The sequence below is a fragment of the Paraburkholderia piptadeniae genome (genome assembly GCF_900007165.1).
Lineage (GTDB): Bacteria > Pseudomonadota > Gammaproteobacteria > Burkholderiales > Burkholderiaceae > Paraburkholderia > Paraburkholderia piptadeniae.
The window spans coordinates 1-14019 of record NZ_CYGY02000037.1; the positions used below are offsets into that span (position 1 = coordinate 1).

Here is a 14019-nt window from a genome sequence, read left to right on the forward strand (position 1 = left end):
CCACATCGTTGCCTCCTGGGTCTCGCTGTAATAGATCCATCGTCTCTGCTTCATATGCAACGCTCCTACTGCTTGCGCAATCGCTAGTGTGTTGCATCGACCGGTTGAATCCGCAGTGTATATGCAGACCTTCGCGAGCGCCAGCCAGATGGCATCTGCATCGATCATGAAGGTGGGATCTGGGTGCCATGCTTCAACACGGGCGAAGTGCTTCGCGTTCTGCGCGGCGGCGCTATTACGGATCGCGTATCCGTCGGTGACAAGCGTGCTGTCGCGTGTCAACTCGGTGGAGATGATGGGCGAACACTGTTTTGCTGCACGTTCGATGGACCACCGGAAGACCTGATGACGGGAAAACGGCTAGCGGCAATCTATACGGCCCGCGTCTCAATCCCCGGAGACGGGTGCAACGTTGCATGAGCGGCCACTGTACCGACGCAAGCGAGCCTTTACAGTCCCGTCGTTGTAAAGCGTCGGTTGCCTCGCCGCGCACCCGAACACTATCTCGGGTAACTCAGTAAGTGACCATCTCCCGCGGACGGAAGGCAGATTGCCAGCGCTGTTGCCGGTCGACGAAGGGCCGGTTGAGCCGGCAGGTTTTCAGTGGCGTCAGTTCCTGGTTGTCGCTCCCGGGTTTGCTCGACATCTCATGCCATAGCCGACGTTCGGCGATAGGAAGGGTGCGTCGGCTCCAGGTTGGTTCGCTGCCATTCGCAAACCGGTGTCGGCGAATGGTACTTCTCTCTGTCGATGAATGAGTCTTCCCGACCCGTTACCGACGTTCAGCGCTTTCCCTCGAGTGTCTCAAGTGCGCTCCAAAGCCGACTCCCGATCGAGCAATCAATCATTCGTCAGAATATGAGTGCTACTACTGTTCGTATCTACCGCCCTTTATCACATCTCGGCAAAAACAAGGCCGAGCGGCACACCTCACTCGCCCCGGCAACGCCTTTGTAGCATCGGGCGCGCCCCTGAGAGAGTCTCATCAAGGCTGTCCTTCCAGTGGTGCGATATTGGCATTGATAACGTTCATGCATCAATTCTTCCAAAAATCGCACTTCTACTCTTGATCTTCTTGCGCAACCATCTGTCTCCAGAAGCCCGAGCAATCGGTTCAAAAGAACAGCGCGTAGGAGAAGAGCCCACGAGGGCTTGAAGCCGTTCATTCGACGCATCGGACCGCGAACTCGAGTCACGGTCGTGGCGCTGCGCAGCCGACGCACCTTTCGCACGACACACATCGCCGTGTGATTCCTACTGCCGCAACCAAGCACTCGACGGCAATGGCTTCGCTCGCACCTGCTGCGAGCGAAGCGCAGCTCTGATCACGCGCCGGACGCAAAGCCGCTTTCAGTTCATATCGCAACAAAATTCAGGAGACTTTTTACATGCAAATTACTGGAATGATGCACGGCGCGCGCCTGCTGCAATTTGTCGGATTTCAGGCCAGCGAAGTGCTGGGCCCCGGGGCGAGCGAAGAGGAGATAAAGTCGCTGATCGACCGTCACAAGCAGATCTTTATCAAGCCGGTATTCAAGGGCGGCGTGGGCAAGAAGGGCAAGGCCGGGTTGCTCGGCCGCGCGACTGACCTCAAGACCGCGCTCGCCGAGAAAGAGCGACTGTACTTCGCCGAGCATGCCGTGGGGCACGTGAGGGCCAAGGCGAACGGCGTGACGTTCGAAGCAGGTGTGCCGGCCAAACACGAAGTCTACTTCTCGATCACCGATTCCACCCGCTTTCGCGCTCCCACCATGACGCTCTCGCACATGGGCGGCATGGACATCGAGGAGGTCGATCCAAAGCACGTCGCGATGGTGCCCTTCGACGCATTGACCGGGCTGAAGGCGTTCGTCGTCGCGAATGCGCTGAGCGAGATCGGCGCGCCGCGCGAGATCATTTCCCCGCTCGTGCAGCAGTTGCCGAAGCTCTGGGAACTCTTTCACGACTTCGGCATGACGACGCTCGAGTTGAATCCGATCCGCATGCGCGAGGACAGGAAGGGGCGCCTCACGCCCGTCGCCTGCGACTTCAAATGTGGATTCGATCGCGACGATCCCCGCTTCTCGCGCCTCGGACTGCCCGCTCATCTGTTCGCCGCGGACTACTCGGACTTCGAGCAGGAGATCAACCAGCTTCGCACGCACCAGGGTCAAAGCGATGTCTACGTGATCAACGACAAGGGAACGATCCTCGCGCCCACGTTCGGCGGCGGCGCCAACTCGCTCGTCACGGAGATGTTGGGCGATGCAGCCATCATCTCGTCGGATTTCGGTGGCAATCCGCCCTACGAAAAGATGAAGGAAGTGGCGCGCATCTGCTTCCGACATTGGCTGAAGCAGTCCAACGTACTGTTCATCATCGGCGGCAAGTCCAACAACACCGATATATACGAAACACTGCGCGCGATGGCCGATGCGCTGCGTGAGCACTTCATCGAGCACGGTCCGACGCCGCTCTACGTCATCCTCGGGCGCGGCGGTCCGAACCTCGTGCGTGGCATGTCCGTACTGCGTGACACCTGTGATTCGCTCGGCCTGCCCTATCGCCTCTTCGGCTTCGACTCCGACATCAGCGAAGTGATCCAGTACGCACGCAAGGCCGATGCGTGGATGCAATCGGGCGGACGTGCGCAGGTCGCAGCGCGCATCGGCGCGCGCGAGGCGCACCCGCAAGCAGAAAAGCACGAGGCATAAGGAGATCGACGTGGTCAAGCAAGGAAACAATCATTTCAGGTATTTCGTAGGCATCCAGTCGCTCGCACATATCGCCACGCGCGGAGACCGCGTATGCGTACTCAACATTCTGGGTGGCGAGTCGTCGGAGGTGACGCCGGTGAGCCACGCGTTTTCGGGCGCGAATGTCGTGTTTGGCACGGCTCCTGGCAAGGGCGGACAGGTGCTCACGACGCTCGTCGGCGATATCCCCGTCTACAACAACGTGCGCGAAGGCCTCGAGGCCGGGCACCGGTTCAATTGCGGCGTCGTGTACCTGCCGCCGTCGGCCGCGCGCGACGGCGTGGCCGAGCTGATCCGCGTGAATCCCGATCTGCGCAAGATCTTCATCATCACGGAGAAGATCTCCGTGCACGACGCCCGGGAGATTCGCGCCATGGGCCAGCAGGCCGGCATCGACATCTTTGGTGCCAACGGACTGGGCGTCGCGGATTCGTGGCAGGGCGTGCGCATCGGCGGCGCGCTCGGCGGCGATGATCCCGGCGCGACTTTGCGGCAGGGCTCGATCGCGATCTTTTCCAATTCGGGCGGATTCAGCACCACCATCGCGCAATATCTGCGCATGAGCGGCTGGGGCACGTCGACCGTCATCTCCAGCGGCAAGGACGTCTACATCCACTATGCGGCGCCGGAATTTGCATTCGCCCTCGCTAACGACGCGCGCAGCAAGGCCGCCGTGCTGTACTGCGAGCCGGGCGGCTACTACGAGGCCGACGCCACATTTACGAAACCGGTAGTCGCGTGCGTGGTGGGCCGCTGGAAGAGCAGTCTCACGCGCGCGGTGGGGCATGCGGGAGCAATGGCGGGCGGCGCGGATGATGCGCTCGCAAAGGAACGCTGGTTCATGGAGAAGTTTGGCGTCGAGCGGCTCTTCACGCCAGACGATCCGTGCTGCTCGGCCAGGGGCGCGGTGGTGACGAATATCGCGCACATTCCGGCGGCACTCACGGCGGTGATGCGCGAGAACGCGACGATGCCCGACTTCGAGCCTGAGGGCAGCCTTGCGCTCAAGCCGTGGTTTGGCTCGGATCAGGGGCTCCAACTGCCCGACGAGCTTGCCCTGCCGGTGGTGGAAGCGGTCGCGCCATACAACGAGCAGGTGGCGTGGGTAAACAGCCAGATCGGCGCTATCCCGCCGCGCCAGCCTTTGAAGGACGCCTCGGGCGCCTCGCAGATGGACGCGAGATCGCAGGTGAGCAGCCTGCACGGCGTGTCGATGCTCGAAGCGGCGACGCACCCGCTCGAAGCGAATGTCTGTCTCGCGCTGTTGCACGAATTCGGCGGAGCGAACGACGCGAAGCTCATCCACGTGGCAGTTGGCGCGGCCGTGAACCTGCATGGCACGCCGGAACGGGCGGCCGCGCAGGCCTCGCGCGAGGCGGGCAACGCGCCCAATGCGGTGCTCGCGGCCGCGGTGGCGATCATCGGGCCGAATCGTCAGCGCACTGCGCGCGAGGCGGCAGCGCTCATGATCGACCGCTTCGCGGCAGCCAGGCTCGCGGACGCGTTCGACGAGACTTTCGATGTCGATGCCATCGATAGCACCGGCAGTGCCGCGCTCTTCTGCGATAAACCCGACCCGAAGGCCGAAGCGATGCTCGCGGGGCTCGCTGCGCGCGGCGTGAGCTCGGCAATCATCCGGTGGCTGTCGTGCGGCCCGGGCCATCCGCGTTCGGAAGCAGTACTCGCGGCCATCACGACGACGCTCGCCTGGGGTCCGCTCATGCGCAAGCGCATCTCGCGCCTGACGGCGGAAAGTCTGCCGTGGTGGACGAAGCTCTTCGGCACGATGATCGGCGCCTCGGCGGACGCGTCGCGCCACAGTCCCGACGGTTTTTGCGGCTTCGCCACCGAGGAGTTGTTCGGCGAGCGCACCCTGACCGAGATCGCCTTTGCGGCGCTCCTCAACCTGAAACCCACGGCCGATGACCTGTTCGCCTTCAAGACCCTCGTCGGCTTGTTGCTAACAAACGGACCGGGTGCAATTTCGGCACAAGGCGCAAAGGGCGCGGTATCCGCCGATGGCCCCGAGAGTCCCGAGCGCGTCCAACTGAACAAGGCGCTGGTGGGGTTCCTCACACACACTGGTTATACGCATGGCGGCAACGGCTACGAGGGCATCGCGTTCCTCAACGAGGCATTCCGCGGCAGCGGCCTCGATGATCCTTCCGATGCACACCACGCCGTGGACCTCGAAGCGCTCGCGCGGCGCTCCGCCGAGCGCTACGCGCAGTACAAGGCGCGCCAGAAGCAAGTGGGAAGCCTCGACATTGCCAAACTTCCGGGTGTCAATCACCCCGTCTTCAAAGACAAGCCGGTGAATCACGACCCGCGCGAAGTCTTTATCGCCGATCTCTATGAAGCACGCGGCGAGTACAACGTGTTCCATGCTTACTACCGCGTACTGGTGCAGGCACTCTTCGACGCCGGAGTATCGCGTAACGTCTACTGCGTCAACGTCGACGCGGTGATCGCTGCGCTGCTGCTCAAGATGCTGTGGAAGCCGCTCAGGCGCGGAGAGTTCAGCGAGGCGGATCTCGAAACCGCCGCCTTCACAATCTTTCTCTATCCGCGCATGCTCGGCTGCGCCGCGGAAATCGACGATCACTTGAACCGTGGACGCAATATGGATACACGCACTGCCGCTTCGCAGTGCCACTTCGTGGCGTGACCAAAGGTCTGTGACGGCCGCCGCCGCGCGCTCGCGTTGCGAGGCGCGGCGGTGTCAGCGGGCCTCGATTGATAACGATCGAACATCAATCGTTCCGAAAATTGCACTTATCGTTTTGCCGGCCCCGGGGCGAACATTGCCAAAACCACAATCGACCGGATCACCGCGTATTTTCTGGATCTCAGGAGACACCTCGATGCACCCATCGTCTAGCCTTTCGACCGGACGTTCGAAGGCCGCTGCGGTTTTCCGCGTAACGGCCGGGAATTTCCTTGAGCAGTTCGATTTCTTCCTGTTCGGCTTCTACGCCACGCAGATCGCCAACGTCTTCTTTCCCGCCGTGAGCGAGTTCGCCTCGTTGATGATGACGTTCGCGGTCTTCGGCGCCGGCTTCCTGATGCGGCCGCTGGGCGCGATCGTGCTTGGCGCATACATCGACGACGTCGGCCGCCGCAAGGGCCTCATCGTCACGCTCTCGATCATGGCAAGCGGCACCATCCTGATCGCGTTCGTACCGGGCTACACCACGATCGGACTTCTGGCACCCGCGCTCGTGCTGCTCGGGCGGCTGCTGCAAGGCTTCTCGGCGGGCGCCGAGCTGGGCGGCGTGTCGGTGTATCTCGCCGAGATGGCCACGCCCGGTCGCAAGGGCTTCTTCACGAGCTGGCAGTCCGCGAGCCAGCAGGTGGCGATCGTCGTGGCTGCGGGCCTCGGCTTCGCACTCAATCAATCGCTGAACGCAGCGGCCATCGCGGCGTGGGGATGGCGCGTACCGTTCTTCGTCGGCTGCATGATCGTGCCGTTCATCTTCATGCTGCGCCGCAATCTGGAGGAAACGCAGGAGTTCAAGGCACGCCAGCATCGTCCGGGCATGAAGGAAGTGTTCGGCACGCTGGTCCAGAACTGGGCCGTCGTTGTCGCCGGCATGATGCTGGTGGCGATGACCACCGCGAGCTTCTACCTCATCACGGTCTACGCGCCGACCTTCGGCAAGTCGGTTCTGCACCTGAGCACCGCCGATAGTCTGCTCGTGACGCTGTGCGTCGGCGTGTCGAACTTCGTGTGGCTGCCGGTTGGCGGGGCACTCTCCGACAAGATCGGCCGACGGCCGATCCTCGTCGGCATGACGGTGCTCGCCGTCGCGACCGCATACCCGGCACTGTCGCTGCTCGCTCACGCGCCGAGCTTCGTCAACATGCTGCTCGTCCTCCTCTGGCTTTCGTTCATGTACGGCATCTATAACGGCGCGATGGTCGTCGCGCTCACGGAGGTGATGCCGGTGCAGGTACGCGTTGCTGGCTTCTCGCTCGCCTACAGCCTTGCTACGGCCGTGTTCGGAGGCTTCACGCCCGCGATCTCGACGGCTCTCTTTCACATGACCGGCGACAAGGCGGCGCCTGGCTACTGGATGAGCTTGGCCGCAGCGTGCGCCCTTTTGGCGACTTTTGCGCTCTATCGACGCCGCGCAGTAACGCTGACCCCGGCGCACTGATGCGCATCTCGTTGCGCAAGCGTCTATCACTGCAATCTGACACGACTCCGATCATGAGAAACCTGCTTCTGAAACTTTGCGCGGCAGCGCTCGTCGCAACCTCGGCCGCTGCGGCGAACGTACAGGCCGCCGACCTGCACGTCATGAGCTCGGGCGGCTTCACCGCCGCGTACAAGGCGCTCGGTCCCAGGTTCGCGTCCCACACGGGCAACACGCTCGACACCGCGCTCGGGCCCTCGATGGGCAAATCGCCCGAAGCGATCCCCAACAGGCTCGCGCGTGGCGAGCCTGCGGACGCCGTCATCATGGTCGGCTACGCACTTGACGAGCTGATCAGGCAAGGCAAGGTCATCCCCGGATCGCGGGTCGAGCTGGCGGATTCGCGCATCGGCATGGTCGTGCGCGAAGGTGCGGCGAAGCCCGACATCAGCTCGGCCGAAGGCCTCAGGCAGACCCTGCTGCATGCAAAGTCGATCGCCTACTCGGATAGCGCGAGCGGCGTCTACATCGAGCGAGAGTTGTTCAAGAAGCTCGGCATCGAGGATCAGGTCAGGTCGAAGGCGAAGATGATTCCGCGGATTCCAGTGGCGTCGGTGGTGGCGAACGGTGACTACGAAATCGGCTTCCAGCAGGTGAGCGAGCTGCTGCCCGTCCAGGGCGCGACCTTCGTCGGAAAGATTCCCGAGTCTCTCCAGTCCGTCACGCGTTTCGCCGCCGGCATCCCCGTCGGCGCGCAGCATCCGAAGGAAGCGAAGGCGCTCCTCGACTACCTCGCATCACCCGACGTACAGGCAGAAGTGAAATCGACCGGGCTCGATTCCGTTTCCGCACATTGAGGCAGCAGCATGGGAAGGCTCGCCCCAGCCAGCCTTCCCGTTACCCCGCGGTGTCTGTCGCTGCGTCATTGGCACCGTCCGGGCAGCCTGGCTCGGCCACCCTGAGCATCTGCGCGAGACGCGCACGATCGCACGCACCTTCCCACAACGAAACGAAGATCACTGCGCAGGCGTTGCTGATGACGCTCGTCAGGGCGCGCGCCTCGGACATGAAGCGGTCGATGCCCACCAGAAGCGCCACCCCGGCAACGGGCAGATCGGGAATCGCGGTGAGCGTAGCGACGAGCGCGACCAGCCCGCTACCGGACACGCCGGCCGCGCCCTTGGAAGTGAGCAACATGACGGCGAGCATCGTCGCGATCTGCGGCGCGGAAAGCGGTACATCGCACGCCTGTGCGATGAACAGCGAGGCGAGTGTCAGATAGATCGCGGTGCCGTCCAGATTGAAGGAATAGCCCGCGGGCAGCACAAGCCCCACGACTCCCTTGTCACAACCTAGTGCCTCCAGCTTCGCGATCAGGCGCGGCAGTACCGGCTCCGTCGACGATGTCGCGAGGACGATGAGCAATTCCTCGCGCATGTAGCGCAAGAGCCGCCAAAGCGCGAAACCGTGCAGCCGCGCGAGCGGCGCGAGCACCAGTGCAACGAACAACAGGCATGCCACGTAGAAGGACACCATCAGCATGCCGAGCGAGCCGACCGAACGGATGCCGAAGCGGCCGACCGTGAAAGCCATCGCACCGAATGCCCCGAGCGGCGCGAGTCGCATGATCATCGCGAGGATGCGAAAGAGCAACTGGGCGACGCCGTCGATGAGCGCTAGCACTGGCCGGCCGACCCGCGGATACGAATTTAGCGAGAAGCCGAAGAGCAGCGATAGCAGCAGCACCGGCAGCACCTCACCCTTCTCGAAGGCGCCGAGCATCGTCTCCGGGATCACGCTCAGCCCGAACTCCACAAGCCCGCGCGCCTGCGCGTGCTTCGCATATTGCGCGAGGATGCCCGAATCCAGATGATGGGCGTCGACGTGCATGCCGGCGCCAGGTCGCAGCACGAACGCAGTGGCGAGTCCGAGCGCGAGCGCGACGGCCGTCAGGAGATAGAAAAGCGCCAGCGCCTGGATGATCGTGCGCCCGATGGCCTTCCCGCTCGCCAGTGACGTGATGCCCGAGACGATCGTGCAAAAGACGATCGGCGCGATCATCATCCGCACGAGGCCAACGAACGCGTCGCTGAGGGGCTTGAGCAGCGTGCCCGCTGGCGGCCAGAAATGGCCGAGCGTCATGCCGAGCACCATGGCCAGCACGACCTGCACATAGAGCAAACGAAGCGGTCTTGCCAACCTCACGATGCGGTCTTCCTTCTTGTCTTCGTTGTCGTCGTCACCGTATTGGCCATGGCATCGCTGCCTGCGACGCCGCCGCGCTTCGTTTCGATGATCGTCCGGTAAAACTCCTGTGCGGCCGGTGTGAGCGGCCGTCCGCGCCGTCTTACGATTCCCACGCGTCGTTTCACCACCGGTTCGACGAGCGGCACGCTCGTGAGGATGGGGTGGTCATGTCCAGGCATGGCCATCGACGGCACCGCGGCGACGCCAAGCCCCGCTTCGATCAACCCGAGCATGGTCGTGACGTGCCGCGTCTCGCAGACGCTCGGCGCACGTGGCGCCACGGCCGAGAGCGCCTGATCGAGCAACAGGCGGTTACCGGAAGTCTTGTCCACCGAGACGTACTCGTGCTCGTAAAGCTCGTTCCAGGTCACGCGCTTCTTGCGTGCGAGGGGATGGTCGCGGCGGCAGGCAGCAACAAACCGCTCCTGCAGCAGGACCTTGAACTCGATCTCGGACTCCTGGCTGCCCATAAAGCTCACGCCGAAATCAGCCTCGCCGCTGATGACGGCGCCAAGCACCTCGTTCGCGCTCGAATCCAGCAGCTTGACCCTGATGCGGGGGAAGCGGCGATGATAGTTCGCGATGACGTTCGGCAGAAAATAGTAGGCGACCGAAGGCACGCATGCGATGGTCACATGACCCAGGCGGCTCGATGAAACATCGCGGATGCCGAGCAGCGCAACGTCGAGATCATCGAGCAGTTGCTCCGCGCTCGGGGCGAACACGCGGCCGACGGTGGTGAGCGTGACACTGCGCGTGGTGCGCTCGAAGAGACGCACGCCGAGCGCTTCCTCGAGCTTGTCGATCCGACGACTTAAGGCCGGCTGGGAAATGCTGACCGCCTCGGCGGCCTTTCGAAAGCTTCCCAGCTCAACCACCGCGCGAAAAGCTTGCAAGTCATTCAGGTCGAAGTTAACGCCCACGGGCCATCCTCCGCATCTTGGGTGCCGAGTATTTTGCATGATTCAGCCGGGAGCGCCCATCGGGACTACGCCCGTCTGCGCAGCCCTTGATGGGTGCCACGGACGTGAGGCGCGACGTGCCGGTTTTATAGAGTCAGCCGTCATTCGCGTTAGGGACGCAACTGTCTCTTCATGGCCGCACTGCGTCCCACGACCGAGCACAACGATCGTCTCGGGTGTGGATCTCACGCAAAAGGCATGACGCGGCCCACTCCCGTCATTTGTCTTGACGCCATGTCAAGGGCAGCTTCCAAAGGGGACAACAGTCATTCGTGTCGGCATCGTGGCCGGAGGCCATCGGACTTTGCCGACAGGTTCCTTTCCTGACATTCTTGCCTCAGCAGCCGTGAATGTCGGGGTCGCTGCGGCGGATGCGCCTACCAACCCGAACAGGCGTTCGCGCATTAAACGATACCGCTCGCGCGGTATCGTTCCCTTGAAGGCTGGGACTAGCAAACGCGTGGCCTCAATCGGCCGGATGGATAGACTCGCGGCGCTGGCGTGACGCTCGCCTCAAGCGGCGAGCGCTGCATCGACTGCGGCCAGGTAGTGCCGAAAGCCAGCCTGCATCAGCACGGTTCGCACGCGCCCAAGCTCGCATCGCACGGCTTCGTCCGCGGGCTCCTGCAGGGTACGCACGAGCGCGCGGCCGCGCGCCGCGAACAGCTCGGCCCAGGGCAGCGGTTCGCGCCGCGTGTAGTCCTCTAATGCCGTCACGTAGCGCAGCACGCCGGCGGGATCGGGGGCCGACAACATCGCCTCGATGGCGTCGCGGTAGAACCAGAGGTGGTTGTGGCCGACTGCGCCGAGGCGCAAGAGGTCCTCGCCTTCCGCCAGGAGCCGCGCACGCTCGTCATTCTCATCGACCGCGCGGGAGAGCGCGCCCAGGACCTTCGGCGCGCAGAACTGCGTGCCCACTTCGCGCGAGATCGCGAGCGCCTCGTAAAGCGCTTTCACCGCTTCGCCGCGACATCCGTCGTCCAGCCATACACGTCCCTGCATTTCCAGGTTCTGCGCTTCGAACCGGCGCGCGCCCAACTGCCGGATCACCTGCATTTCATGCTCCAGATGGACCCGCGCAGCCTGCACATCGCCTAGCTCGTGGCAGGCGAACACGCCGAGCGTCTCGCCCAGCAATTGCGCGCGCGGCTGCCCGATCAACTCGGCGGCGCGCGCGGCGGCAACGGCGTCTTCGCGCGCTTGCCGCGCATCGTTCAGATAGATGCGGCTGAAGCCCTGCATCGGACGATTGGCGACTTCGATGCGGCTGAATCCGTGCTGGCGGCTCAACGCCACGCAGTCGCTGAAATGGCGGAACGCGGTCCGCATCCGCCCCTGCGCGTACGCGGCATCGGCGAGGCCGCCGAGCGCGCGGGCCTCTGCCTCCGGCGAGCCGAGGCGCCGCGCATAGGCGAGCCCGCGTTCGTGTTCGGCGCTGCAGGCATCGATCTTCCCGAGCGGAAAAAGGATGTTGCCGCGCAGATAGTGAAGGCTCGCAAGCTCGGCCAACCGGTCGTCGCGCTCCGCGATCAGCTGCGCGGCCGCGAGCAGCTCTAGCGCTTCGTCAAGACCTTCGCTCACGCGCAGGCCTTCCGCAAGCCCCAGCTGGCAGCGGCACAGACTGGCGTCATCGGGGGCGGCCGCCAGCGCCGCGCGATAAGTGGCCGTCGATCCCGCGATGTCCCCGAGGTCGCGCTGGAGCTCGCCCTTGCAACAGCTTAGGGCGTGGTGGTCCGCGTCGGTCTGCGCGATCTCGAGGCCCCGCTCGGCGAGACGCAGCGCGGCCTCGACCAGGTGGGCCGTGTACTGCGCGCCCGCGGCGGCCAGGTAGGCCTGCGGCGCGCGTTCGTCCTCGGCGCGGTCGAGATGCTGGGCGTGCAGCGTGGGGTCGCCGTGCGCGAACCAGTCGGCCGCGCAGCGGTGCAGTTCGCGCCGACGCGCGCGCAGCAGCGTCGAATATGCGCTCTCCTGAATCAGTGCATGGGCGAACAGGAAGTCCTCGCCCTCCGGCAGCACGAGCGCATTGGCGAGCAGGCCGTCGCAGACGTAGCCGGGATCGTCGATGAGCCGCCGAAGCAACGCGATGTCGAAACGCTGGCCGATTACGGCGGCCGCCTGGAAGGCCAGGCGGTCGCGCGGCGCAAGCCGGTCCATCCGCGCGAGCACGAGGCTCCGGATCGAGCTGGGCACGGCGCTGCCGCTGCCTTCCTCGGCGTTGCGCAATAGCTGCTCGAGGAACAGCGGGTTGCCGCCCGCGCGCTCGATGCAGGCGAGCGCGACACGCTGTGTCGCGTCGATGAAGTTGCCCGCGAGGCTCAGGGCCTCGTCAGTTCGCAGCGGCCCGAGATCGATTGTCGTGAACGGGGTGTCCCGGCAGCGCGCGCGCCACGTCGCATCGATCGGATCGCCTTCCACGCGCGAGGTCGTCACGAGGACGCCCGGGCCGTTCGCGATGCCCGAGGCGAAGGCCGAGAGATAGCCGAGGACTTCGGGGTCGGCCCAATGCAGGTCTTCGACGATGATGAGCGTCGCCGCCTTCCTGCACACGGCGTCGGTCACTCTCGCGGCGAGCGCCTGCTTGCCGCGCTTGCGCGCTCCGTGGTCCATCGCGTCGTAGAGGGCTCGCCATTCGCCCGCAAGCGGCAGGTCGAGGAGGTCGTTGAGAAAGGCGTGCTGCTCGGCCTCGACGACGCCCTCTGCGGCGAGACGTGCGGCGGCGGCCTGCCGCGCCTCGCTCGATGCGACGGCCGGCAGGCCGAGCAGGCTGTCGATGATCGCGTGCACGGGGTCCTGCCCCTTGCCCACGCCGAAATCGAGCACGAGGCCCCGATGGATCGCGAAGCCTTGCGACTGCACGTAGCGGCGCATCTCGTCGACCAGACGCGTCTTGCCGATGCCCGCTTCGCCGCGCACATGGACGACGTGGCCGGCCCGCCTCGCGACGCATGCGTGGACGACACCGTGAAACTGCTCGAGCTCGGCCTGGCGTCCGACGAAGAGGCTCTGACTCGCCTTCGCCGGTTCGCTCGCGATGGCGCGCAGCCGCCATGTCCGCACGGGCGTGTCGATGCCCTTGAAACACTGCTCACCGTTCGCGTCGCAGACGGCGGCGTCGCCGAGCGCGCGCGCCACGTCATCGGAAAGCCAGGTCTCACCGGCCGCTGCCGCGACCTGGAGCCGTGCGGCAAGGTTCACCGGATTGCCGGTCACGGTGTAGTCCCGCGCGTCGACGCAGCCGAGCGCGCCCGCGACCACCTCGCCGCTCGCGATACCGATATGCGCCTGCAACGTCCGCGCCGCCTGCGCGCTCAGCTGCGTCAGCGCGTCATGGATGTCGAGCGCCGCGCGGGCCGCGCGCAGCGTGTCCGTTTCGTGCGCGCGGGGAGCGCCGAACAGCGCCATCACCGCATCGCCGATGTGCCTGTCGGTCGTGCCACCATAGGCAAGCACGATGCCGTCGACGAGCGCCGTGAAGCGGCCGATCAGCGCGCGCAGTTCCTCCGGATCGAGCGTGCGCGACAGCGCCGTGAATCCGCAGAGATCGGCAAAGAGGATCGTGACCTGCCTGCGTTCGTCGGCAGGAGTGTCGACGGCGAACGTCGCCTGCGCCGCCGACGAGGCCACCGGCGCCGAGTCTCGCGCGGCCGCGGCGAGAATGCGTTTGCGGTGGCCGAGCGACTGCACCCCGAGCTCCTTCAGGTCCACTTCGGTCAGTTGCGCGAGCAGCGACAGATCGATATCGTTTGCCGCGAACGCTTGCGCGTACTGCTCAAGACCCAGGACGTGCAGCCATTGCTCAATATTCATGTTCGCCGCCTGCATCCAATGCCGGGCGGCGCGCGCCGTTGTGCCGCCCGGGTCCGCTTCCTTCCCATGGGCTCAAAGCGCACTGAAAAGCGCGCGCCGGTTGCCGATGCGTACGGCACCAAGCCTGTC

The 14019-nt window shown here is 64.6% G+C and carries 9 protein-coding genes; 5 read left to right on the forward strand and 4 right to left on the reverse strand.

The genetic code is table 11. The annotated features are described in order from the left end of the window. On the reverse strand, nt 1–282 hold a 282-nt coding region (locus BN2476_RS49935; RefSeq protein ID WP_235850908.1), incomplete at its 3' end, for a hypothetical protein. Between BN2476_RS49935 and BN2476_RS20685 the strand changes: the two genes are divergently transcribed. The 5 genes from BN2476_RS20685 (at nt 178) to BN2476_RS20705 (ending at nt 7731) form a co-directional block, all read left to right on the forward strand. Next, a complete protein-coding gene (locus tag BN2476_RS20685) occupies nt 178–420 on the forward strand; it encodes an SMP-30/gluconolactonase/LRE family protein (protein WP_235850910.1) in 243 nt (80 codons plus the stop codon). The two genes, BN2476_RS49935 and BN2476_RS20685, sit on opposite strands and share 105 nt — an antisense overlap. A gap of 968 nt (nt 421–1388) precedes the next feature. Beyond that, complete coding sequence (locus BN2476_RS20690; protein ID WP_087736040.1) at nt 1389–2693, forward strand: ATP-grasp domain-containing protein; 1305 nt, start codon at nt 1389–1391, stop codon at nt 2691–2693. Nucleotides 2694–2703: 10 nt separating this feature from the next. Beyond that, entirely contained in the window at nt 2704–5403 is a 2700-nt protein-coding gene (locus BN2476_RS20695; protein WP_087736064.1) for a CoA-binding protein, read from the forward strand. A gap of 196 nt (nt 5404–5599) precedes the next feature. Continuing rightward, on the forward strand, nt 5600–6895 hold the full coding sequence (locus tag BN2476_RS20700) for an MFS transporter (RefSeq protein ID WP_087736041.1): 1296 nt from the start codon (nt 5600–5602) through the stop codon (nt 6893–6895). 53 nt (nt 6896–6948) lie between these two features. Continuing rightward, on the forward strand, nt 6949–7731 hold the full coding sequence (locus BN2476_RS20705) for a substrate-binding domain-containing protein (RefSeq protein ID WP_087736065.1): 783 nt from the start codon (nt 6949–6951) through the stop codon (nt 7729–7731). Between the two features lie 40 nt (nt 7732–7771). On the opposite strand, the gene dctA is transcribed toward BN2476_RS20705, so the two are convergent. The 3 genes from dctA to BN2476_RS20720 all read right to left on the reverse strand — a co-directional run bounded on the left by dctA (nt 7772) and on the right by BN2476_RS20720 (nt 13890). Continuing rightward, complete coding sequence (gene dctA, locus BN2476_RS20710; RefSeq protein ID WP_087736042.1) at nt 7772–9079, reverse strand: C4-dicarboxylate transporter DctA; 1308 nt, start codon at nt 9077–9079, stop codon at nt 7772–7774. Further along, nucleotides 9076–10044 (reverse strand): LysR family transcriptional regulator, encoded by a 969-nt coding sequence (locus tag BN2476_RS20715; RefSeq protein WP_087736043.1) that lies wholly within the window; start codon nt 10042–10044, stop codon nt 9076–9078. The genes dctA and BN2476_RS20715 overlap by 4 nt, the downstream gene beginning before the upstream one ends. A gap of 552 nt (nt 10045–10596) precedes the next feature. Beyond that, the gene (locus BN2476_RS20720) at nt 10597–13890 is read right to left on the reverse strand and encodes an adenylate/guanylate cyclase domain-containing protein (RefSeq protein ID WP_087736066.1); all 3294 of its coding nucleotides are present in this window, start codon (nt 13888–13890) and stop codon (nt 10597–10599) included. Nucleotides 13891–14019: the final 129 nt, after the last annotated feature.